We start from the raw sequence: 20,568 nt of genomic DNA, 5'->3' as shown, positions 1-20,568 counted from the left end.
GCGCCGTGCGCCTCACGCCAGACGCGTGATCTCCACACCCACCGTGAGCTTGGCGGTGGAGGCACCCGAGTAGATGCCGCGTAGGGGCGGCACGTCGCCGTAGTCGCGACCCTGGCCGATCACCACGTAGCGGTCGTCGGGCGCAGCGCCGTAGCTGGGGTCGAAGGCCCGCCACCCGTCGTCCCACCACTCCACCCACGAGCGGGAGTCGCCGAGCACCGTCTCGCCCACGGCGGGCTCGGCGACGGGGTGCACGTAGCCCGACACGTAGCGCGCCGGGATGCCGAGCGCCCGCAGGCCGCCGATCGCGAGGTGCACGAGGTCCTGGCAGACGCCGGCGCGCTTGCTCCACGCCTCGGCGGCGGGCGACTCCACGTCGGTGGCGCCGGGCAGGAACTCGATCTCGTCATGCACCAGCGAGCACACGGCCTGCGCGGCCTCGCCCGGCAGGGCGGCGTCCTCGGCGAGGGAGCGCACGCGGGCGAGGAAGTCCTCGGGCGGTGCCACGAGATCGGAGAGCACGAGGAACTCGCACCAGCGGTCGGCGATCTCGCGCTCGCCGTAGGCCTCCCAGCCGGTGGTGGCCACGGGTGCGCCCGAGCGGGCGACGTGCACGGTGGAGGTGGCGCTCACCGTCATCGCCTCGTGGGGGTCGACCACCTCGAAGGCCGTCACGGGGCAGCCGAAGTAGTCGGTGTAGCCGTAGGTCCACGGCTTCGGGCTCACGTCGAGGCGGTGGTGGACGACGATCTGCTCCGGCGTCGTCTGGGGTGTCATCCGCGCCTGGTTGTAGGAGGCGACCGCCTGCCCGTCGTACTCGTACTCGGAGGTGTGGACGATCCGCAGCTGCATGGACATCAGACCCCGACTCCCTTCCAGGCCACGGCCTCGGCGCCGGCGAAGTAGCGCCGACTGATCGCATCGGTGGCGGCCGCGCAGGTGCGCTGCAGCCGCTCCATCTCGGCCGGCAGGTCGTCGACCAGGTCGCTCAGCGAGCGGTACTCCAGCTCGGCGCGCATGCGCCCGACGAGGCGGTGGGCCTCGTCCTGGAAGCCCGCGCGACGCGGGTCGCCGCCGAGGTCGTCCAGCGCCCGCTCGGCGCGACTGAGCGCGTAGACGACCGAGCGGGGGAAGAGCCGGTCGAGCAGCAGGAACTCCGCCGCCGCGCGGTCGGTCTCGAGCCCGCGGTAGGTGCGCAGGAACGCCTCGTACGCGCCGGACGCGCGCAGGGCCGACGTCCACTGGCCGGCGCCGCCGGAGAGGGCGGTGGTGGCGACCAGGCGCGAGGTCATGTCGGCGCGCTCGATACTGCGGCCCAGCACGATGAACTGCCAGCCCTCGTCGCGCGTCATGGTGGCGTCGGCGGTGCCGGTGATGAGCGCCGCCCGCTCGCGTGCCCACTGGAACACGTAGGGCGGGCGCAGGGTCTCGAAGTGGCCTGAGGGGATCGGGCGCCAGGTGGTGTTGATGACCTCCCACAGCGGAACCGTGAGGGTCTCGCGCGCACCGCGCGCCGACTCCCGCGCGGCTGTCAGCGTGGCCGCGATGGACGACGGCGAGCCGGTGTCGTAGGCCAGCAGGCGCAGCACCTGGTCGATGCTCAGCGCGCCGAAGAAGTCGATGCCCTGCCCGGCGGCGTCGCTGGCCTCGATGCCCATGCAGGAGAGCAGGTCGCGGCAGGTGCGGGCCTCGTCGACGGTGGCGTCCTCCAGCAGCAGCTGGGTCTGCACGTCGAGGATGCGGGCGGTGCTGTCGGCCCGCTCGATGTAGCGACCGATCCAGAACAGTGACTCCGCGATGCGGCTCAGCATCAGACCTCACTCTCCTCGGCCGCAGGTGCGGAGGACGCGGAGCGCGTGGGCCGGTCCTGCTGCACCACCTGCTGCTGTTGCTGCTGTTGCTGCTCGGGCGAGGTCGGCCCCGCGAGCACCCAAGTGTCCTTGGTGCCGCCGCCGCGCGAGGAGTTCACGATCAGCTCGCCCTTGCCGAGCGCCACCCGGGTGAGTCCGCCCGGCAGCACCCACACCCGGTTGCCGTCGTTGACCGCGAACGGGCGGAGGTCGACGTGGCGCGGGCCCAGCTCGCCGTCCACGAAGGTGGGCACGGTGGAGAGCTGGACGACGGGCTGCGCGATCCATGCCCGGGGGTCGTCGAGCACCTTGCCGCGCAGCTCGTCGAGCTCGGCCCTCGTGGCGCGCGGACCGATCACGATGCCCTTGCCGCCCGAGCCGTCGACCGGCTTGAGCACCAGCTCGTCGAGGCGGTCGAGCACCTCCTCGCGGGCCTCGGGCTCGCCACAGCGCCAGGTGTCGACGTTGCGGATGACGGGGTCCTCGCCGAGGTAGTAGCGGATGATGTCGGGCATGTAGGTGTAGACGAGCTTGTCGTCGGCCACCCCGTTGCCCACCGCGTTGGCGAGCGTGACGTTGCCGGCGCGGGCGGCGTCGATGAGGCCCGGGCAGCCGAGCATGGAGTCGGCGCGGAAGTGCACCGGATCGAGGAACTCGTCGTCCACGCGGCGGTAGATCACGTGCACCGGGGCGAGGCCCTTGGTGGTCTGCATCATGACCTCGCCGCGGCGGCACACGAGGTCGCGGCCCTCCACCAGCTCGACGCCCATCGTGCGCGCCAGCAGCGTGTGCTCGAAGTAGGCGCCGTTGTAGACCCCCGGCGTGAGGACGACGACCGTGGGGTCCGCGACGCCCGCCGGAGCCGCCGCCCGCAGCGCCGCCAGCAGTCGCTGCGGGTAGCCGGCCACCGGACGGATGCGGTGCTGGGCGATCGTCTCGGGCAGCGCGGAGGAGATCGCGCGGCGGCTGGTGATCACGTACGACACGCCCGAGGGCACGCGCACGTTGTCCTCCAGCACGCGGAACTCGCCGGCGTTGTCGCGGATGAGGTCGATGCCGGCCACGTGCACGCGCACCCCGTTGGCGGGGCGCACGGTGGCGGCCTGGCGGTGGAAGTGCGAGCTGGTGGTGATCACGCCGCGGGGGATCACGCCGTCGGTGAAGACCTGGCCGGCGTCGTAGACGTCGGCGAGCAGCGCCTCGAGCGCCTGCACCCGCTGCTGGACGCCGCGCTCGACCGTCGTCCACGCCTCCTGCTCGATCACCCGCGGCAGGATGTCGAGCGGCATCGCCCGTTCCTCGCCGCCGATGTCGAAGGTGATGCCCTGGTCGAGGTAGCTGGCCTGCAGGGCCTCGACGCGGCTGATCAGCTCGGGGGTGCTCATCTTGTCGAGCGAGTCACGCATGCGCAGGTACGGCGGACGCAGCTCGGCGCCGTCGAACATCTCGTCGTAGGCAGGCCCCGAGGTCCCGTATCCCTCGAACATGGTGCTCATAGCCGGACCCTACTCAGGGTCTGTAACACCGATGTTGCACAGCGATGTTGGCCAGCGTCGACGCCCGGCTACAGACCCGGCCGCTGGGTAGATTCCGGTGCATGAGCGATGGCGGCGAGTTCTGGTTCTGTCTGACCCATCACCGGGTGGAGGGTGTCGAGGGCTGCCCCAACAAGGACCGCCTCGGCCCCTACGCCACCGAGGCGGAGGCATCGCAGGCCCTCGAGAAGGCGGCCGAGCGCACCGCCGCGTGGGACAACGACCCCGACTGGAACGACGACGCGGCGCGTTCCTGAGCCCGACTCGCTCTGGACGGCGATACTCGTCCGGTGTTCTCCCGACGCCGTCGCATCCGGCCGGTCGCGATCGACCCCGCGACCGGTCAGCGCATCTCGCCCCTGCCCTTCGTGGGCCTCGTGCTGCTGACGTCGTCCTTCTTCCTCTACGCCGCGGCCGGGATGCTCGCACCCTGGTGGGCGGTCGTCGTCCTGCTGCTGACGTGGCTGGCGATGCTGGTCCAGGCCTTCCGCTGGTGGACGACGCACCCGCGCCGCGTCGTCGGCCTCGGCGTCGCCTCGTTCGTGTGGTGGTTCGCGGCCGTGATCGGCGGGGGAGTGCTGATCTGGTGACGGTTCAGGCCCCTGCGAGACGGCGACTCGCCTAGCCTTCGCCCATGCGGCTGCTGCTGAACCTGATCTGGTTGGTCTTCTCCGGGTTCTGGATGTTCATCGCCTACCTGCTCATCGGCGTGCTCTGGTGCATCACGATCATCGGGATCCCGTTCGGCATCGCGTCCTTCCGGATCGGCCGCTACGCGCTGTGGCCGTTCGGGCGTGAAGTGGTCGAGCGCCGCGACGCCGGCGTGGGCAGCGCCATCGGCAACGTCGTCTGGTTCGTGCTCTCCGGCATCTGGCTGGCCATCGGTCACGCCGTCACCGGCGCCCTGCTGTGCCTGACGATCATCGGCATCCCGCTGGGCGTGGGCTCCTTCAAGATGATCCCGGTCTCCCTGCTCCCGCTCGGACGACGCATCGTCTCCTCCGACGAGCTCCGCCCGGCGCGCTGATCGACGGGCGCCTGCGCGATCGGCCGGTCGGCCGCGCCCGGACAATCCAGGTGTCTCGCCGGTCGGGCCGGGTTAGCGTCGTCCGATGGGCAGCTGGCCGCCACGCGACGGGCCTCCCCACCCGATCGACGCCTACGACCGACGGGTGGCGAGGCTCCTCCTAGCCGACCGCCAGGTCGGCGCACTCATGGTGGTGGGCGAGCGCTGGTGGGAGCGGGAGGGGCGCGCCGTTGCGACCCGGTGGATCAACCCGACCTGGACCGCCGAGGTCTGGCTGACAGTGGACGACGAGTTCTCCGACCCCTCCTATGTTGCGCCGGAGGATCTGGCCCGCCTGATCGACGAGCTCGACCACGGCCGCTTCACCTCGCCGGACGGGCGCATCTTCGCAGTGGAGTGGATCGACGGCGTGCCGGGCGTCGAGCTGTCCCGTCGGGAGTTCGGCGTCCACCCGGAGCGGGCACGGTGAGCGGCTCCGAGTTCGACGAGCTGGACTTCGAGATCGCCGGCGACACGATCAAGTTCATGTGGGACTACGGCGTGGTCGTGCCGCTGTGGACCGAGTGGGAGGGCCTGGTGCCCGAGGAGCCCGAGTGGCTGCGTCGCGCCCTGGGGCTCAGCGACCCGCTCATCGCCGACCTCACCGCTTGGGGCGAGGCCATGCAGTACCTCGACTCCCGGCCGCACGAACGCACGGACGAGGCCTACCGCGATCTCGACCTGCGGGCCCGCGCGCTCCTCGAGCGGGTGCAGCAGGAGGTCGGTGACCGGTTCCGCGTCTGGTACCACCCGTGGTGAGCCTCGGGCGCTGGAGCCCTGCGGAATACTGAGCGCATGGCCATCCACATCACCGACGACCCGGCGGCCGACGAGCTGCTGACGACGAACCCGTTCGCCTTGCTCGCGGGGATGATGCTGGACCAGCAGTACCCGATGGAGCACGCGTTCGCCGGCCCGCAGAAGGTGCGCAGCCGCCTCGGCAGCTTCGAGCCGGCGACGATCGCTGAGGCCGACCCGGAGGAGTTCGCGGCGCTCTGCGCGCAGACGCCCGCCATCCACCGCTTCCCGGGCTCGATGTCGGCGCGGTTGCAGGAGCTCGCCCGCATCGTCGTCGAGCAGTACGACGGTGACGCCTCGCGCATCTGGACCGAGGCCGCCGACGGCAAGGACCTGATGAAGCGCCTCCAGGCCCTGCCGGGCTTCGGCGCGCAGAAGGCGAAGATCTTCGTGGCCCTCGTGGCCAAGCAGCTCGACGTCCGTCCCACGGGCTGGGAGAAGGCGGCGGGCGACTACGCCCTGGAGGGGTACCGGTCGGTCGCCGACGTGGTCGACACCTCCTCGCTGCAGAAGGTGCGCGACCACAAGAAGGCGATGAAGGCGGCCGCGAAGGCCTCAGCTGCGAGCTGAGGTCGGCCGATCGGAATCCCCACGCTGCTCGGGCACGTCGATGAACGCCGATTGTCGGTTCATCACCGACCCCGTGGCAGAATGCAAACAGCGGTCTTGACGCCTACGGGCCTTGCCGCGCCCTCAGACCCGCCAGTTTCGAGAGGTGTTCGTGTCTTCGAACCGATCGGTCCCGCCCGCACTGCTCACGCACCCGTCCATCGCCACGCTCCTCGAGCGCGGGTCGGCGGCCGGTAGCGTCACTGCCGAGGACGTGCGCCAGGCCTTCGCCGCCGCCGAGGTCGCGCCGGCCCAGCTCAAGGGCCTGATGAGCCACCTCGCGGGTCTGGGCATCTCGGTCGAGCTCGGCTCGCCGGTCGAGCAGCGCGCCGTCGCCGCCACCACGCGCAAGAGCGCCACCTCGGCGTCCACCGCGAAGAAGGCGGCGCCGGCCAAGAAGGCGGCCCCGGCCAAGAAGGCCGCGCCCGCCAAGAAGGCCGCCGGCGCCACGGCTCTGCAGGACCCGCCGGCCGATGACGCCGTCGTCGACCTCGGCGGCCTCGACGTCGCCGCGCCCGCCGTCGGTCCCGACGGCAAGAAGGTGCTGCCCGACATCCCCGACGACCAGTTCGAGAAGGATGTCGCCGCCGACCCCTCCATCAAGGAGGACGAGAAGGAGGCCGAGAAGCAGACCTTCGTCGTCTCGGCCGCCGACGACACCGATGAGCCCGAGCAGCAGGTCATGGTGGCTGGCGCCACCGCCGACCCCGTCAAGGACTACCTGAAGCAGATCGGCAAGGTGCCGCTGCTCAACGCCGAGATGGAGGTCGAGCTCGCCAAGCGCATCGAGGCCGGCCTGTTCGCCGAGGAGAAGCTCGCCAAGGGCGGCAAGATCTCGGCGAAGGTGCTCGAGGAGCTCGAGTGGATCGCCGAGGACGGCCGCCGCGCCAAGAACCACCTCCTCGAGGCCAACCTGCGACTCGTCGTCTCGCTCGCGAAGCGCTATACCGGCCGCGGCATGCTCTTCCTCGACCTCATCCAGGAGGGCAACCTCGGCCTGATCCGTGCGGTCGAGAAGTTCGACTACACCAAGGGCTACAAGTTCTCCACCTACGCCACGTGGTGGATCCGCCAGGCCATCACCCGCGCGATGGCCGACCAGGCGCGCACCATCCGCATCCCGGTGCACATGGTCGAGGTCATCAACAAGCTCGCCCGCGTGCAGCGCCAGATGCTCCAGGACCTCGGGCGCGAGCCCACCCCGGAAGAGCTCGCCAAGGAGCTCGACATGACGCCCGAGAAGGTCGTCGAGGTGCAGAAGTACGGCCGTGAGCCCATCTCGCTGCACACGCCCCTCGGTGAGGACGGCGACTCGGAGTTCGGTGACCTCATCGAGGACTCCGAGGCGATCGTCCCCGCGGACGCCGTGTCGTTCACCCTGCTCCAGGAGCAGCTGCACGCTGTCCTCGACACGCTCTCGGAGCGCGAGGCGGGCGTGGTGTCGATGCGCTTCGGCCTCACCGACGGCCAGCCCAAGACCCTCGACGAGATCGGCAAGGTCTACGGGGTCACGCGGGAGCGCATCCGCCAGATCGAGTCGAAGACGATGTCGAAGCTGCGTCACCCCTCGCGCTCGCAGGTGCTGCGCGACTACCTCGACTGAGACCCTTCACCACTCTTCACCCCTCTTTCCCGCGCGCCCGGCGTCCCTCTTGAGGGAGCCGGGCGCGCGGCGTCCGGGGCGCTGAAAGTTTCGAGAACAGCTCCCATGACGCTCTGTTCCGCACTAGGTTCTGCCCTGAGGACTCATGGGGAGTCCTCGGTTCGAGGTCCCGCCCCCACGGCCTCGTTAGGGGAACGCTGTGCGCTCAATGCTCTCTCTGTTCGGTGCTGCTCTCTCGGCGGTCGTGCTCCTCGTCGCGCCCGCCGCGACCCAGAGCGGCGGGTCGGAGGTCGTGGCGGCCAAGGCCTATCGAGACGCCTGCGGTGCGGGCAAGATCCGCACCCGCTCCACCTACTGGACCTGCACCCTGGTCGACGACTTCAACGGCACGGCGCTCAACCGCAAGCTGTGGCACGTGATGGCGCAGCCCTCGGAGGGTCTGGCCTGTCAGGTCGACAGCCCGGCCACGGTGTCGGTGAGCGGCGGCACGCTCAAGCTGCGCGCGGTGCGCAGCGGGAGCGGCGCGACCTGCCCGCCGCGCTGGAACGGTGCCCGCGGCACCTACGCGACCGGCTGGATCAACACCTTCAACAAGTGGAGCCAGCAGTACGGTCGCTTCGAGGTGCGCATGCGCAACACCGACACGCGCACCCCCGGCCTGCAGGAGGCCTTCTGGCTGTGGCCCGACATGCGGTACTCGGGCGGTTTCTGGCCCGACCACGGTGAGATCGACGTCGTCGAGACCTACTCGCAGTACCCCGACCTGATGGTGCCCTACCTGCACTACACCTTCAACGACAACGGCGGCCCGATCCCGGGCCTCAACACCGCCTGGAACTGCCAGGCCAAGCGCGGCGTGTGGAACACCTACGCGCTGGAGTGGGACGCCAACCGGGTCTCGATCTTCGTCAACGGCCAGCTCTGCCTCACCAACACGGCCGGCGCCCCGACGTTCCGCAAGCGCTTCATCATGAGCCTGTCGCAGATGATCGGCGTCGGCGGCAACAGCCCGACCGCCGGCACCCCGATCCCGGCAACCACCGAGGTCGACTACGTCAAGGTGTGGCGCTGAGGCCGTGGGTCGAGGCTCCGCCCCGGCACCGCCACACACCGACAGACAACGAGCCCCGAGGACGACGTCCTCGGGGCTCGTGGCGTTCGGTGGCCGGGCACACCCCCGGCTCGTCGAGTGCGGGCGGTCAGTCGGCCGCCGGCGCGGGCTTCTGGGTGAGCTTGTGGGTCTCGTCCTGGACGCTGGCCGCCACGGACTTGAGCGCGTCACCGTGCTCGCGGGCGTGGTGGGCGCAGAACAGGAGCTCTCCGCCGGCCGTGAGCGCTACACGAAGGTAGGCCTGGGCGCCACAGCGGTCGCAGCGGTCCTCAGCAGTCAGCGGAGCGCTGGGAGCAATAGCAGTCGTCATCACGGCCCTCTCTTTCTCGCCTTCAGCATCCTCATCGGACACTGACGGGATCAACGTAGCGACTGATTCAAAGATTCCCGTTCCGGTGTGGTTCATCCCACCGGATGAGGCCCTTCATCCAAGCATTCGTAGCCGTTCCCCGGATCCGATTTTCCACGCCTGGAACACGGATGTGATCCTGCGAACGACCACCGCGCCGTGGTCCGGACCGACCACCGCCGTCGTCGACTCGACGATCGGGTCCGCGACGGCTGTGGTGCACGCCATCGTCGTCCACGCGGGCGGGGAGCGCCTGCACGGCAGCGCGGCGTGTCGCGGGTAGATTCGTCCCGCGCGCTCGCCAGGCGCGGACGATCAGCACGACGAAGGAGCCGGTCATCGCCGACAACACCTACAACGCAGCGCACCTGCTGGTGCTCGAGGGTCTCGAGGCGGTGCGCAAGCGGCCGGGCATGTACATCGGGTCGACCGACACCCGAGGCCTCATGCACTGCGTGTGGGAGATCATCGACAACGGTGTCGACGAGGCCCTCGGCGGCTTCGCCCACCGCGTCGAGGTCACGCTGCATGCCGACGGCTCGGTCGAGGTGCACGACGACGGCCGCGGCATCCCCACCGACAAGGAGCCCAAGACGGGGCTGCCGGGCGTCGAGGTGGTCGCCACCAAGCTGCACGCCGGCGGCAAGTTCGGCGGTGGCTCCTACGTGGCCACGGGTGGTCTGCACGGCGTCGGCCTCTCGGTCGTCAACGCCCTCTCGAGCCGCATGGACATCGACGTGGAGCGCTCGCCCGCCGTGCAGGGCCTCAGCTTCCGCCGTGGCGTGCCCGGCGTGTTCGACGCCGACGGCCCCGACGCGGGGTTCGCTCCCCAGTCGGGTCTGACCCGCAAGGGCGGGCGCGTGGCGAAGGGCCGCAGCGGCACCCGCATCCGGTTCTGGCCCGACCGTCAGATCTTCACCAAGGACGCCGACTTCGAGCTCGAGGGCCTCATCGGCCGCGCGCGGCAGACGTCCTTCATCGTTCCCGGCCTCGAGCTCGTCATCCGCGACCTGCGCGGCGAGGAGTCGGTCGAGGAGAGCTTCCGCCACGACGGCGGCATCGGCGAGTTCTGCGACTTCCTCGCCTCCGACGAGCCGGTCACCGAGGTGCTGCGCCTCCAGGGCAGCGACACCTTCACCGAGACCGTCCCGCTGCTCGACGACAAGGGCCACATGACCCCGCAGGACGTCGAGCGCGAGCTCACCGTCGACGTCGCCGTGCGCTGGGGCACCGGCTACGACACGACGCTCCGCTCGTTCGTCAACGTGATCGCCACCCCCAAGGGCGGCACCCACGTCACCGGCTTCGAGAGCGCGCTGACCAAGACCTTCAACGACGCCATGCGGGCGGCGAAGGTGCTCAAGGTCAACGACGACAACGTCATCAAGGACGACGTGCTCGAGGGCATGACCGCGATCGTCACGGTGCGCCTCGCGGAGCCGCAGTTCGAGGGCCAGACCAAGGAGATCCTCGGCACCCCGGCGGCCCGCACGGTCGTGAGCCGGGTGGTCGCCAAGGAGCTCAAGGAGTTCCTGACGTCGTCCAAGCGTGCGGAGAAGGCCCAGGCCAAGCTGCTGATGGAGAAGGTCGCGGCCGCCGCCAAGACCCGTCTCGCAGCGCGCCAGCACAAGGAGACCCAGCGACGCAAGAACGCGCTGGAGTCGAGTTCGCTGCCGGCCAAGCTGGCCGACTGCCGCTCGGGCGACAACGAGCGCACCGAGCTGTTCATCGTCGAGGGCGACTCGGCGCTCGGCACCGCCAAGCTGGCGCGCAACGCCGAGTTCCAGGCGCTGCTGCCCATCCGCGGCAAGATCCTGAACGTGCAGAAGGCCTCCGTGGGCGACATGCTCAAGAACGCCGAGTGCGCCTCGATCATCCAGGTCGTCGGCGCCGGCTCGGGGCGCACCTTCGACCTCGACGCCCGCCGCTACGGCCGCATCATCTTCATGGCCGACGCCGACTCCGACGGCGCCCACATCCGCACGCTGCTGGCGACGCTGTTCTTCAAGTACATGCCCGACCTCATCGCCGCCGGGCGCGTCTACTCGGCGGTGCCGCCGCTGCACCGCATCGAGATCTCCAACCCGCGCAAGGGCCAGGAGAAGTACGTCTACACCTACTCCGACGACGAGCTGCGCCGGAAGCTGGCCGAGCTGAAGAAGAAGAACATCCGCTGGAAGGACCCGGTGCAGCGCTACAAGGGTCTGGGCGAGATGGACGCCGATCAGCTGGCCGAGACCACCATGGACCCGCGCCACCGCACCCTGCGCCGTCTCACGGTGGACGATGCCCACCTCTCCGCGGACGTGTTCGAGCTGCTCATGGGCTCCGACGTCGCCCCGCGCAAGGAGTTCATCGTGCACAACGGCGGCCAGCTCACCGAGGAGATGCTGGACGTCTGACCGGTTCGGCTGGACGGCGTCGCCAGGCTGGTGCGGTTCCGCCGTACGGGCGAGGGCGTGGCCGGCGGTGAGATTCACCGGTGGGCCGGTGAATCTCGTGCTGGTCGGCTGAAGTTTCATGCAAGGAGCACGAGTTTCGGTCGAGTAGTCGGGCGGTTTTCGGCGTGGACGACGGTCAGCCGGTGGCGCGGCTGAGTCCGGGTCGGCGGGCGTGGACGACGCATGCCGGCGGCTGTCGATCGGGTATGTCGGTCGCATGGTCGGGGTGGGGTGTGAAGTGAGGCTCCGCTCCTCGGTGAGCTGCGTGTCGCGCGACGGCGTCACGGGCTCGGGATTCGCCGGTGGGCCGGTGAATCTCGTGCTGGTCGGCTGAAGTTTCATGCGAGAAGCACGAGTTTCGGTCGAGTAGTCAGGTGATTTCGGGCGTGGACGACGGGCCGTCGGCAGCGCACTCGGGGCGGCCCGGGGTGGGGTGTGGAGAACTCGGGGTCGAGGGGGCATTGTGTCGGACCCCCATCTCATGATGGTCCCCACGAGTCCTTCTCCTTCTCCTTCTCCTTCTCGCAGTTCTCGGAGCACCACCTGTCATGAGCGTCGACGTCACCACGACCCACCCGGTGATCGCCTGCGCCCACACCCTGCAGGGCGCGTTGGGTGAGGTGCGTGGGGCCCAGGCGGTGTTCATGAGTCTGGAGGACAAGAAGACCGCCTTGGTCGAGCTCACGAAGGTCGAGGCCGCCGTCACTGAGCTGCGAGCCCGCGTGCTGGCGGCTGCGGGTGATGTCGCCGACGACACCGGTGCCCGTGACCCCGGCGCGTGGCTGGCCCATGCCACCCGCACCGACCGCCGCATCACCGCCACCCAATACAAGCTCGCGCAGGCGTTGGAGCGTCTGCCCCGCCTCGCAGCTGCGATGAGCAGCGGCCTGGTCAACGACGGCCAAGCCCGGGTCATCATCGAGACGGTCGACAACCTCCCCGACCGCCTCGGCACCCAGATCAAGCTCGACGCCGAAGCGTCGCTGATCCACTTCGCCGCCGACCACGGCCCCGGTGACCTCAAACGCCTCGGGGTCCACATCCTCGCCGTCATCGCCCCCGACATCGCCGACGAAGAAGACGCCGCGAGGTTGGAGACCGAAGAGCAGTCGGCGCACGAGCGCGCGACCTACCGGGTCCGCCACCTCGGCAACGGCCGCAGCGCTGCGACCATCACCGGGCCCACCGCGATGATCGAACGCCTCACCCTCTACCTCGACGCGCTCGACAACCCCTTCGCATCCGAGGACCAGCCCGACCAGCCCGACCAGCCCGAGCAGCCCGAGCAACCCGAGCAACCCGACAAGCGCGAGCAGAGCGAGCAGCCCAGTGAGACCGGCGCGGAGGCCGCTTCGGGTGCGCTGTTTCGTCAGGTCGACCGGATCCCGATCGCGCGGCGTCGCGCGTGGGCGTTCCAGACCCTGCTGGAGAACCTCCCCACGAATGGCTTCCCCGCGAGCTCGGGCAACGCGACCCAGGTCATCGTGACCATCGGCATCGACGAGCTGCGCGCCGACCTGGCCACCGCCAGCATCCTCACCCACACCGAGACCGACCTCACCGCCACCGAAACCAGGCGTCTGGCCTGCAACGCCGCCATCTTGCCCGTCGTCCTCTCAGGTGCCGGGCAGATCCTCGACGCCGGGCGCACCCGCAGACTGTTCACCGGCATCCAACGCACCCTCATCAAGGCCAAACACCAACACTGCGTCGCCGAGGGCTGCGACATCCCCGTCGCCTGGACCGAGATCCACCACCTCACACCGTGGTCAGAAGGCGGCCACACCAACCTCGACGACGGCGTCCCCGCCTGCTCACGCCACCACCACCTCTTCCACGACCCCAGATACGCCTGGCAACGACAACCCGACGGACAGATCAGGTTCCACCGACGGACGTAGACCGCGCGGCTGCGTGCGCGACCATCGCCGCTAGCAGGTCGATGGACGTCTCCACGTGCCGGCGGGCGGCGACTGCGTCGGTGGTCGCGGCGAAGATCGTGTCGAGCGCGGCGCCCAGGCCGGCGAAGGACGACGCGAGCATGGCGACCACGGGATCGTCGTCCTCGAGGCCGAGGTCATGAGCCAGATGGGGAGCGGCGAGTTCGCGCAGACGGACGGATCGGGCGGCGGCGATGCGGACGGCGACCTCCGGGTGCTCGCGTTCGATGCGGTGGCGCTGCCTGCGGGTCGCATCCATCGAGCCGACATCGTCGACCCACGCTGGCGCACCTGCTCGGAGGACGTCGGTGAAGGAGGCGCCGGTGGAACGTTCGGCGAGCATCTGCTCGAGGAACGCGAGATCGTCGGTGGCGCCGAAGACCACGGCGTCGTCCTTCGAGGCGAAGTGGGTGAAGAAGGCCCGGCGTGAGATGCCTGCCTGCTCGGCGATCTGCGCCACCGTGACCTGGGCCCATCCGTCCCGGACGCCGAGCGCGAGGGCGTGCTCGGCGATCTCGCGGCGCAGCTGGTCGCGCCGCCGTTCGCGCAGGGTCGTCGTCGACATGCAGAGGATCGTACTCGGTGTCAGATTTGCACGCAGTGCATAAAGTGCAGTGCATGCAAACCTCTACCTCCGAATCGATCGACGGATCCTCCTCGTCGCCCACCGCCCACACCGCCAGAGATGCTCGCGCCCCACGACTGGGGTTGCTCCTGGTGGTGATGTGCGCCGCCCTGGCGCTGGTCGTCGCGGCGACCTCCTCGCTGGCCCTCGCGGTGCCCGACATCGCGCGGCAGATCGACGCCACCCAGGTACAGACGACCTGGATCGTCAACGCCTACGCGCTCGTCTTCGCCGCACTGTTGCTTCCCATCGGCATCGCGGCCGACCGCTTCGGGCGACGCGGTTTCCTCGTCGCCGGACTGCTGGTCTTCGCCGGCGCCAGCGCCGTCTCCGGCTACCTCGAGGAGCCCGCGGCCGTGATCGCGCTGCGCGGGCTCGCCGGCCTCGGAGCCGCTGCTGTCATGCCCGCGACCCTGTCGGTGCTGGTCGATGCCTACCCGCCGGAGCGTCGGGAGCGCGCGGTGTCCATCTGGGCGGCCGTCTCAGGTGCGGGGGCCATGGTCGGCCTGGTGAGCGCCGGCCTGCTGCTCGACAGCTTCTGGTGGGGGAGCGTGCAGGTGGCCACCGGCATCGCGGGCGTGGTGGTGGCGCTCGTGTGCCTCGTCGTCGTGCCGCGATCGAGCAACCCCGACCTGCGTCTCGACCCGCTCGGCGCCGTCCTGTCGCTCCTCGGCCTCGCCGGCGTGATGTTCGCGGTGATCCAGGGCCCCGACAGCGGCTGGACCTCGGCCGAGGTGCTGGTCGCCGGTGCCCTCGGTGTGGTCGGGTTGGTGGGCTTCGTCGTCCACGAGCTGCGCACGGGCGCGCCGATGCTCGACGTGCGCCTCTTCTCCTCGCGCCTGCTCTCCACCGGCAGCGGACTCGTCTTCCTGCAGTTCGTCGCGGCCTACGCGTTCTTCCTGCTCGCGCCCCAGTGGCTGCAGTACCTGCGCGGCCAGAGCCCCCTCGAGGCGGCGCTGTGGTTCCTGCCGTTCCTGCTCGGCGTCGGGCCCGCGTCGGCACTCGCGCCCGGCCTGGTCGAGCGGTTCGGCCCCGGCCGCGTCGGGGCCAGCGGCATGCTGGCCATGGCTGTTGCGCTGGTCGGAATGGGAGTGCTCGGTCCGCTCGACGCGACGTTGTGGTGGTTCGCCGGCAGCGTGGTGCTGTTCGCCTTCGGCTTCGGGCTCGCAGCGACCCCGGGCACCTCGCTGATCATCGGCGGCCTGCCCGAGGACCGTCGCACGCTCTCGGCAGCCGTCAATGACGTGACCCGCGAGGTCGGCGGCGCCCTCGGTGGCGCGATCGCGGCCTCGGTGCTGCTAGTGGCCTACGGCGTCCGCGTGGACGACGTCCAGGGCCTGCCGTCGGAGGCGGCCGATCGCGCGGGGGAGGGCTTCGTTCAGGCGATGGGCGTGGCGCAGGGGCTCCCGCGAGAGCTCGGTGCTCGTCTCGCCGCCGCTGCGCGCGACGCCTTCGCCGACGGCTACATGATCGCGCTGTTCATCGCGGCCGGCGTGCTGGTGGCCGGCGCACTGCTCACCGCCTGGGGTGCCCGGCGACGGTGAGAGAGGTCGGCAGGGTGGCGGATCGAGCGGGGGAGTGGGCGGGGGCCGGCTGGCTACCCTCGAAGGATGCAGCCCGACGCCGCGCCCTCGTCCACGCTCGGGGTCGCCACGCGGGTCGAGCGCGTGCTCGAGATGGTGCTGGCCGGAGCGCCCGACATCAACGGCTCGGGTCTGCGGGTGCTCGACTCGTGGATCGAGTCCGAGGACGTCTTCTGCCTCGTCTACACCAGCGACTGGGACGTCGGCGTCGACGGTCCGCTCGGCCTGCGCCGCACCCTGGACGACGGGTGGACGCCCGAGCAGGTGGCCGAGTACGTGCTGCTCAACGAGCTCGGCGAGCCGCTCGGCACGCTGGCCGACGAGCTCGTCGAGCGCGACGGCGTCTGGTGGTTCACCGGCGACCACGTCGAGTGGCGCGTGCCGCTGTCGTGACGGCTCCGTCCGCTCGGCTGGGTCAGGCGGCGCTCACCACCGACAGCAGGGCGAGCTTCTCGTGGCTCTCGCTGCCCGGCGACGCGGTGTAGACCAGCAGCATCTGGGCGCTGTCGGTGTCGAGGAGCACCTGGCACTGCAGCTCCAGCAGGCCGACCGTCGGATGCTGGTAGCGCTTGAACTCGCGCGGACGGATGCCGATCTCGTTCAGGGCCCACAGTTCCCGGAACTCCCCGCTGCGCGCGAGCAGGTCCTCGCTCAGCTGGGCTGCTCGTGACGCGGGACCGCGACGCCCCACGATGCCGCGCAGGCCCGCGACGTACATGCGGGACAGCTGGTCGTGATCGTCCCGCGGGTGCATCGCTCGCGCCTCCGGCATTGTGAACCAGCGGTAGCCGAGGCTGCGGGCGAAGCCGGTGTAGCGGGTGAGATCCCCGTGGACGGCGACTCCGAGGCGGGTCTGGCGCAGCGTCTCGCCGAGCTCGGTCACGATCTCAGCGGGGGTGTCTTCCAAGCGGTCGAGGATGCGCTGGATGCCCGGGGCGATGAAGCTGGTGCCGGGGCCGCGGTCGGGTGCGGCGTGGCCGGCCAGCCGGTAGAGGTGGTCGCGCTCGTCGAGGTTCAGGTGCAGGCCCTGCGCAATCGCCGCCACCATCTGCGGCGAGGGCTGGGGACCGCGCTCCTGCTCGAGGCGCTGGTAGTAGTCGGTCGACATGTGGCACAGCAGCGCGACCTCCTCGCGCCGCAGCCCCCTCGTGCGCCGTCGCGAGCCCCGGGGCAGGCCGACGTCCTCGGGTTGGAGGGCCTCGCGTCGTGCGCGGAGGAACTCGGCGAGGCCGCTGCGATCGATCACGTGCCCATCGTGCCTCGACCGGGTGTCGCGGATCCACGGACCGGCAGTACCTGGATCGGCATCCGCTGCACGAGCAGGCTCCTCACCACGAGGCGGGCCGCTCCGGCCCGTCCCACCTCCACCGCGACCACCAAGGACGGACCCATGCCGCGCACGCCCCAGCTCACCCTTCCCGACCTGACGGGCCGCCGTGCCGTCGTCACCGGCGGCAGCGACGGCATCGGCCTGGTGATCGCCCGCCGGCTCGCCGAGAACGGCGCCGAGGTCGTGCTGCCGGTGCGCAACCTCGCGAAGGGCGAGCGTGCGGTGGCCCGGATCCGCGAGGGCCACCCCGGAGCCCGCCTCGTCCTGCACCCGATGGACCTGGCCTCGCTTGCATCGGTGAGGTCGTTCGCCGCAGGGCTCGTCGAGGACGCCGCCCCGGTGCACCTGCTGATCAACAACGCCGGTCTGATGACGCCACCGGAGCACCAGCGCACGGTCGACGGGTTCGAGGTGCAGCTCGGCACCAACCACATCGGGCACGCGGCCCTGGTCGCCCACCTGCTGCCACTGCTGCGCGCGGGCTCCGCGCGCGTGGTCTCGCAGACGAGTGTCGCCGCGCGGAGCGCCGCTCCCGACTGGGCGGACCCGCAGTCCGAGAGGTCGTACGACGCCATGCGCGCCTACCGGCAGTCGAAGCTCGTGCAGGCGCTCTTCGCGCTCGAGCTCTCGCGTCGCAGTGAGGCCGGCGGCTGGGGCCTGAGCAGCGTTCTGGTCCACCCGGGCGTCGCGCCCACCAGTCTGCTCGCCAGCCGACCGGAGATCGGACGCTCGCGCGACACCGTGAGCGTGCGGGTGGTGCGAGCCCTCTCGAGGATCGGGCTCGTCGGCACGGCCGAGTCGGCCGCCCTCCCGGCGCTGATGGCCGCGACGGTCGCGGCGCCGCGCGACTTCTACGGCCCCCAGGGGCCTGGCTCGGCGGGCGGCAGGCCCGGTCCGCAGCCGCTGTGGCGCCCGCTGCGGAGCGAGGAGGACGCCGCGACCGCCTGGGAGCTCACGCAGCAGTGGGCCGGCATCGTCTGGCCGTGACCGCGGCCCGCAGCCGGTGCGGAACCACCGGCTGGCAGGATGGCCGGGTGACGTCGACGGGGCAGAGCGTGGCGCAGCGGCGCGCTGCCGTGGTCAAGGCGCTCAAGGCCGGCGGTGCGAAGGCGCGCAAGGGGCGGCTGCGGCTGCCGGTGGGGGAGCTGTTCTGGTACCTCGACACCCGCGTCGAGGGGCTCGGATCCTCCGCCCGCCTGCTGCTCGAGGTCGGCTGCTGGACGCCGCAGCTTCCGCCCGAGCCGGAGGGCGGGGCGGTCGACTGCCCGCTGCTCGTCGACGTCGCCCTGGACGACGACGCGGCCGACGTCGCCGCCCTGCTCGCGCAACTGCGTGAGATCGGCGACCTCGGCACGCTCCGCGACCACCTCGACGGCTTCCCGGACGCACTCGTCGACAAGGCGCTGCGCGAGCTGCTGTAGCGCGCATCCTCCGTCCTCGTGTGAGCCCGGAGGACGCGCGCGGCGGTGTCAGACGAGCTGCTCGAGCAGCCCGGAGTCGACGTCGTAGATGAAGCCGCCGACGCGCACCGACTCGGGGATGAGCGGGTGGGAGCGCACCTTGCGGACGTCCTCCTCGAGCGCCAGCTTCTGGTCGGGGATGACGTGGAAGGCGTGCCAGGTGACGTCGTGGCCGACCTGCGCGCCGATCTTGTCGTGGATGTCGGCCTCGGAGTTGGCCGCCATGGCGCAGCGGGTGTGCGGCACGACCAGGATGCGGTCGACCCCGAGCAGGTGGGTGCCGAGCACCAGCGCCTCGAGCGCGGCCTCGGTGATGCGGCCACCGGGGTTGCGGAAGATCTTGGCGTCGCCGTGCTTGAGCCCCAGCATGCGCAGGGGGTCGATGCGCGAGTCCATGCAGGTCACGAGCGCGACCCCTGCGTGTGCCTTGCCGTCGAACCCGCCGAGGTCGAAGGTGTCGGCGAAGTCGTGGTTGGCCTTGAGAAGGTCGTCGAAGTCACCCATGCGGCCACCCTAACCGGCGGTGCGCAGCACGTCAGCGGTGTCCACCTCGCGCGTGCGCGCGCCCGCGAGGACGACGAGCGCCAGCGCGGCGGCCAGGAAGGCGGCGACCGCCGCACCCACGAACACCGCGTGCTCCTGCACGATGCCGAGCTCGCGGATGTCGAGGCCGGGGTTGGCCTCCTGGGCGGCGTAGAGGCGCCGCAGCCCGATGGTGGTGAGCGCCGAGATGCCGACGAGCATGCCGACCATGCGCGCCACGACCACGAGCGCGCTGGCCAGGCCGTGCGCGGCCTCGTCGGTGTGGGCGAGGATCGCGGCGTTGACGGGCGCGAGGGCGAGGCCGAACCCGAGGCCGCCCAGCACGAGGGGCACGTTCGAGCCGAAGCCGTCGAGCGAGGTGGCATCCCACTGCGCCATCAGCAGGAACGACACGCCGGCCGCCAGCATCCCCACGGCCGTGAGGACGCCGGGCGCCAGCCGCCGCAGCGCCAGCCCACCGAGCACGGCGCCCACCGGCAGCGCGGCCAGGAAGCGCAGCAGCACGAGGGCGGCGCCGAGCTGGGAGTCCTGCTGGGTCGTGGTGCGCGCGAAGAGCGGGATGTCGACCAGCGCGGCGATGAGCGCCCAGCCGACGAGGAAGCTGACGGCGAGCGCACCCCACGCGGGGCGGGCTCGCAGCGCGCCGCGCGGCACGATCGGGTCGGCGGCGCGGCGCAGGTGCAGCACGAGGAGCACGGCGGCGATCGCCGATCCGGCCAGGAACCACGGGCCCTGCGGTGAGCACACCGCCACGGCCGGGTCGGCGGTGGCGAAGGCCAGCACGATGCCCCCCAGCACGAGGGCGAGGTACCCCGCGCCGACGAGGTCGGCGGCCACCAGGTGCGCCAGCCAGCCCCGCAGGTCGACGAGCGCACGCGGGCGGAACCAGCACCACGCGAGCAGCGCGACGACGGAGACGACGGTGGCCACGCCGATCGGCGTCACCCAGCGGCTCCCGCCGTCGACGTAGGGGATGAACAGCTGCCCCCAGGTGAGGTCGCGCTGCAGGGACGGCGGCTGGGCGAAGGTGATGAGCGTGGTGAGTGCAGCGAGGGCGAGCAGGCCGAGCCCCACGCTGCGGTCGAGCAGGAGAGCGGCCCCGCTGCGGCCCGTGCCGGCGTGCGACGAGCGGGCGCGGGCGGCGTCCTCGCGCCCGGCGAGCGCCCAGACGGCGAGGAGCAGCACCGCGCCGCCGGCGAGGTTGAGGGCGAAGATCCCGCGCCAGCTGGTGAAGGCCAGCACGCCCGCACCGAACAGGGGGCCCAGCACGCTGCCGAACTCCTGCACGGCCGAGACGACGCCGAGCGGCAGCCCGCGGCGCTCCACCGGGTAGCGGGCCGCGACGAGCGACATGGTGGCCGGCACGAGCCCGCCGCCGCCCACGCCCTGCAGGAAGCGACCCAGCACCATGGTGGGCAGGTCGAAGGAGGCGGCGGTGATGAACGAGCCCAGCGCGAACAGGACCAGCGACATCGTCAGCACCGGCACCTGGCCGCGCAGGTCGGCGACGCGGCCCACCAGGGGCAGGATCGCGACGTAGCCGAGCAGGAAGCCTGACACGATGGGGGCCGCCCGCTGCAGCTCGTCGACCGGGATGCCCGCACCCTGCATCATGTCGGGCAGGGCGAGCACCACCACGTAGGTGTCGGCGGCGGCGAAGGCCACCGCCACCGCGCAGAACACCAGCAGGAGCCGGTCGCGCAGGGCGACCGCGTGGTCGGTCAT

22 protein-coding genes are annotated in these 20,568 nt (G+C 71.0%); 14 read left to right on the top strand and 8 right to left on the bottom strand.

Features of this window, described 5'->3' with window-relative positions; translation table 11 throughout:
- Window positions 1–12: 12 nt before the first annotated feature.
- The 3 genes from ACERUN_RS10275 to ACERUN_RS10265 are packed head-to-tail and all read right to left on the bottom strand — an operon-like array spanning window position 13 to window position 3,346.
- On the bottom strand, window positions 13–858 hold the full coding sequence (locus ACERUN_RS10275) for a transglutaminase N-terminal domain-containing protein (protein WP_370289827.1): 846 nt from the start codon (window positions 856–858) through the stop codon (window positions 13–15).
- On the bottom strand, window positions 858–1,811 hold the full coding sequence (locus ACERUN_RS10270) for an alpha-E domain-containing protein (protein ID WP_370289826.1): 954 nt from the start codon (window positions 1,809–1,811) through the stop codon (window positions 858–860). Before ACERUN_RS10270 ends, ACERUN_RS10275 begins: the two co-directional genes overlap by 1 nt.
- The gene (locus ACERUN_RS10265) at window positions 1,811–3,346 is read right to left on the bottom strand and encodes a circularly permuted type 2 ATP-grasp protein (RefSeq protein ID WP_370289825.1); all 1,536 of its coding nucleotides are present in this window, start codon (window positions 3,344–3,346) and stop codon (window positions 1,811–1,813) included. Before ACERUN_RS10265 ends, ACERUN_RS10270 begins: the two co-directional genes overlap by 1 nt.
- Window positions 3,347–3,447: 101 nt before the next feature.
- Between ACERUN_RS10265 and ACERUN_RS10260 the strand changes: the two genes are divergently transcribed.
- The 8 genes from ACERUN_RS10260 (at window position 3,448) to ACERUN_RS10225 (ending at window position 8,533) form a co-directional block, all read left to right on the top strand.
- Window positions 3,448–3,642 carry a hypothetical protein gene (locus tag ACERUN_RS10260; protein WP_370289824.1) on the top strand — a complete coding sequence of 65 codons (195 nt, stop codon included), beginning with the start codon at window positions 3,448–3,450 and terminating at the stop codon, window positions 3,640–3,642.
- Between the two features lie 33 nt (window positions 3,643–3,675).
- On the top strand, window positions 3,676–3,975 hold the full coding sequence (locus tag ACERUN_RS10255) for a hypothetical protein (RefSeq protein ID WP_370289823.1): 300 nt from the start codon (window positions 3,676–3,678) through the stop codon (window positions 3,973–3,975).
- A 44-nt stretch (window positions 3,976–4,019) separates the two neighbouring features.
- Window positions 4,020–4,412 carry a YccF domain-containing protein gene (locus ACERUN_RS10250; RefSeq protein ID WP_370289822.1) on the top strand — a complete coding sequence of 131 codons (393 nt, stop codon included), beginning with the start codon at window positions 4,020–4,022 and terminating at the stop codon, window positions 4,410–4,412.
- An 85-nt stretch (window positions 4,413–4,497) separates the two neighbouring features.
- Entirely contained in the window at window positions 4,498–4,881 is a 384-nt protein-coding gene (locus ACERUN_RS10245) for a hypothetical protein (RefSeq protein WP_370289821.1), read from the top strand.
- Entirely contained in the window at window positions 4,878–5,210 is a 333-nt protein-coding gene (locus ACERUN_RS10240; RefSeq protein ID WP_370289820.1) for a hypothetical protein, read from the top strand. Before ACERUN_RS10245 ends, ACERUN_RS10240 begins: the two co-directional genes overlap by 4 nt.
- Before the next feature lie 36 nt (window positions 5,211–5,246).
- Window positions 5,247–5,819, top strand: a complete 573-nt coding sequence (locus ACERUN_RS10235; protein ID WP_370289819.1) for an HhH-GPD-type base excision DNA repair protein — start codon at window positions 5,247–5,249, stop codon at window positions 5,817–5,819.
- Window positions 5,820–5,964: 145 nt separating this feature from the next.
- Window positions 5,965–7,461: an RNA polymerase sigma factor gene (locus tag ACERUN_RS10230; RefSeq protein WP_370289818.1), complete on the top strand. Its 1,497-nt coding sequence runs from the start codon at window positions 5,965–5,967 to the stop codon at window positions 7,459–7,461.
- A 208-nt stretch (window positions 7,462–7,669) separates the two neighbouring features.
- Window positions 7,670–8,533 (top strand): family 16 glycosylhydrolase, encoded by an 864-nt coding sequence (locus ACERUN_RS10225; protein ID WP_370289817.1) that lies wholly within the window; start codon window positions 7,670–7,672, stop codon window positions 8,531–8,533.
- Window positions 8,534–8,660: 127 nt separating this feature from the next.
- Here ACERUN_RS10225 and ACERUN_RS10220 read toward each other — a convergent pair whose 3' ends face one another.
- Entirely contained in the window at window positions 8,661–8,882 is a 222-nt protein-coding gene (locus tag ACERUN_RS10220; protein WP_370289816.1) for a hypothetical protein, read from the bottom strand.
- Window positions 8,883–9,235: 353 nt separating this feature from the next.
- Between ACERUN_RS10220 and ACERUN_RS10215 the strand changes: the two genes are divergently transcribed.
- Window positions 9,236–11,323, top strand: coding sequence for a type IIA DNA topoisomerase subunit B (locus tag ACERUN_RS10215; protein WP_370289963.1), 2,088 nt, complete (start codon window positions 9,236–9,238; stop codon window positions 11,321–11,323).
- Window positions 11,324–11,910: 587 nt separating this feature from the next.
- Entirely contained in the window at window positions 11,911–13,263 is a 1,353-nt protein-coding gene (locus ACERUN_RS10210; RefSeq protein ID WP_370289815.1) for a DUF222 domain-containing protein, read from the top strand.
- On the opposite strand, the gene ACERUN_RS10205 is transcribed toward ACERUN_RS10210, so the two are convergent.
- Window positions 13,241–13,867: a TetR/AcrR family transcriptional regulator gene (locus tag ACERUN_RS10205; protein WP_370289814.1), complete on the bottom strand. Its 627-nt coding sequence runs from the start codon at window positions 13,865–13,867 to the stop codon at window positions 13,241–13,243. The two genes, ACERUN_RS10210 and ACERUN_RS10205, sit on opposite strands and share 23 nt — an antisense overlap.
- A gap of 158 nt (window positions 13,868–14,025) precedes the next feature.
- Between ACERUN_RS10205 and ACERUN_RS10200 the strand changes: the two genes are divergently transcribed.
- Together ACERUN_RS10200 and ACERUN_RS10195 are read left to right on the top strand one after the other, a co-directional pair.
- Window positions 14,026–15,471 (top strand): MFS transporter, encoded by a 1,446-nt coding sequence (locus ACERUN_RS10200; protein ID WP_370289962.1) that lies wholly within the window; start codon window positions 14,026–14,028, stop codon window positions 15,469–15,471.
- A 66-nt stretch (window positions 15,472–15,537) separates the two neighbouring features.
- Window positions 15,538–15,903, top strand: a complete 366-nt coding sequence (locus tag ACERUN_RS10195; RefSeq protein ID WP_370289813.1) for a hypothetical protein — start codon at window positions 15,538–15,540, stop codon at window positions 15,901–15,903.
- 22 nt (window positions 15,904–15,925) lie between these two features.
- Here the strand turns inward: ACERUN_RS10195 and ACERUN_RS10190 are convergent, their stop codons facing one another.
- On the bottom strand, window positions 15,926–16,756 hold the full coding sequence (locus tag ACERUN_RS10190; protein ID WP_370289812.1) for a helix-turn-helix transcriptional regulator: 831 nt from the start codon (window positions 16,754–16,756) through the stop codon (window positions 15,926–15,928).
- 144 nt (window positions 16,757–16,900) lie between these two features.
- On the opposite strand from ACERUN_RS10190, the gene ACERUN_RS10185 reads away from it, so the two are divergent.
- Both ACERUN_RS10185 and ACERUN_RS10180 read left to right on the top strand, forming a co-directional pair.
- Window positions 16,901–17,827 carry an SDR family oxidoreductase gene (locus tag ACERUN_RS10185; protein WP_370289811.1) on the top strand — a complete coding sequence of 309 codons (927 nt, stop codon included), beginning with the start codon at window positions 16,901–16,903 and terminating at the stop codon, window positions 17,825–17,827.
- A 47-nt stretch (window positions 17,828–17,874) separates the two neighbouring features.
- Window positions 17,875–18,261: a hypothetical protein gene (locus ACERUN_RS10180; RefSeq protein WP_370289810.1), complete on the top strand. Its 387-nt coding sequence runs from the start codon at window positions 17,875–17,877 to the stop codon at window positions 18,259–18,261.
- Between the two features lie 48 nt (window positions 18,262–18,309).
- Here ACERUN_RS10180 and ACERUN_RS10175 read toward each other — a convergent pair whose 3' ends face one another.
- Together ACERUN_RS10175 and ACERUN_RS10170 are read right to left on the bottom strand one after the other, a co-directional pair.
- Entirely contained in the window at window positions 18,310–18,804 is a 495-nt protein-coding gene (locus ACERUN_RS10175; protein WP_370289809.1) for a beta-class carbonic anhydrase, read from the bottom strand.
- Between the two features lie 9 nt (window positions 18,805–18,813).
- Window positions 18,814–20,568, bottom strand: a complete 1,755-nt coding sequence (locus ACERUN_RS10170) for an MFS transporter (RefSeq protein WP_370289808.1) — start codon at window positions 20,566–20,568, stop codon at window positions 18,814–18,816.

This window comes from Nocardioides sp. (assembly GCF_964229035.1).
Classification (GTDB): domain Bacteria; phylum Actinomycetota; class Actinomycetes; order Propionibacteriales; family Nocardioidaceae; genus Nocardioides.
This window is presented reverse-complemented; position numbering and strand designations above follow the sequence as displayed.

What these genes read in the sequence shown, in the direction of transcription:
- ACERUN_RS10220 (WP_370289816.1), bottom strand. Translation starts at nt 8,882, where the DNA reads ATGACGACTGCTATTGCTCCCAGCGCTCCGCTGACTGCTGAGGACCGC.
- ACERUN_RS10170 (WP_370289808.1), bottom strand. Translation starts at nt 20,568, where the DNA reads ATGACCGACCACGCGGTCGCCCTGCGCGACCGGCTCCTGCTGGTGTTC.
- ACERUN_RS10245 (WP_370289821.1), top strand. Translation starts at nt 4,498, where the DNA reads ATGGGCAGCTGGCCGCCACGCGACGGGCCTCCCCACCCGATCGACGCC.
- ACERUN_RS10205 (WP_370289814.1), bottom strand. Translation starts at nt 13,867, where the DNA reads ATGTCGACGACGACCCTGCGCGAACGGCGGCGCGACCAGCTGCGCCGC.
- ACERUN_RS10210 (WP_370289815.1), top strand. Translation starts at nt 11,911, where the DNA reads ATGAGCGTCGACGTCACCACGACCCACCCGGTGATCGCCTGCGCCCAC.
- ACERUN_RS10175 (WP_370289809.1), bottom strand. Translation starts at nt 18,804, where the DNA reads ATGGGTGACTTCGACGACCTTCTCAAGGCCAACCACGACTTCGCCGAC.
- ACERUN_RS10260 (WP_370289824.1), top strand. Translation starts at nt 3,448, where the DNA reads ATGAGCGATGGCGGCGAGTTCTGGTTCTGTCTGACCCATCACCGGGTG.
- ACERUN_RS10200 (WP_370289962.1), top strand. Translation starts at nt 14,026, where the DNA reads ATGTGCGCCGCCCTGGCGCTGGTCGTCGCGGCGACCTCCTCGCTGGCC.
- ACERUN_RS10185 (WP_370289811.1), top strand. Translation starts at nt 16,901, where the DNA reads ATGCCGCGCACGCCCCAGCTCACCCTTCCCGACCTGACGGGCCGCCGT.
- ACERUN_RS10225 (WP_370289817.1), top strand. Translation starts at nt 7,670, where the DNA reads ATGCTCTCTCTGTTCGGTGCTGCTCTCTCGGCGGTCGTGCTCCTCGTC.
- ACERUN_RS10270 (WP_370289826.1), bottom strand. Translation starts at nt 1,811, where the DNA reads ATGCTGAGCCGCATCGCGGAGTCACTGTTCTGGATCGGTCGCTACATC.
- ACERUN_RS10265 (WP_370289825.1), bottom strand. Translation starts at nt 3,346, where the DNA reads ATGAGCACCATGTTCGAGGGATACGGGACCTCGGGGCCTGCCTACGAC.
- ACERUN_RS10235 (WP_370289819.1), top strand. Translation starts at nt 5,247, where the DNA reads ATGGCCATCCACATCACCGACGACCCGGCGGCCGACGAGCTGCTGACG.
- ACERUN_RS10275 (WP_370289827.1), bottom strand. Translation starts at nt 858, where the DNA reads ATGTCCATGCAGCTGCGGATCGTCCACACCTCCGAGTACGAGTACGAC.
- ACERUN_RS10195 (WP_370289813.1), top strand. Translation starts at nt 15,538, where the DNA reads ATGCAGCCCGACGCCGCGCCCTCGTCCACGCTCGGGGTCGCCACGCGG.
- ACERUN_RS10250 (WP_370289822.1), top strand. Translation starts at nt 4,020, where the DNA reads ATGCGGCTGCTGCTGAACCTGATCTGGTTGGTCTTCTCCGGGTTCTGG.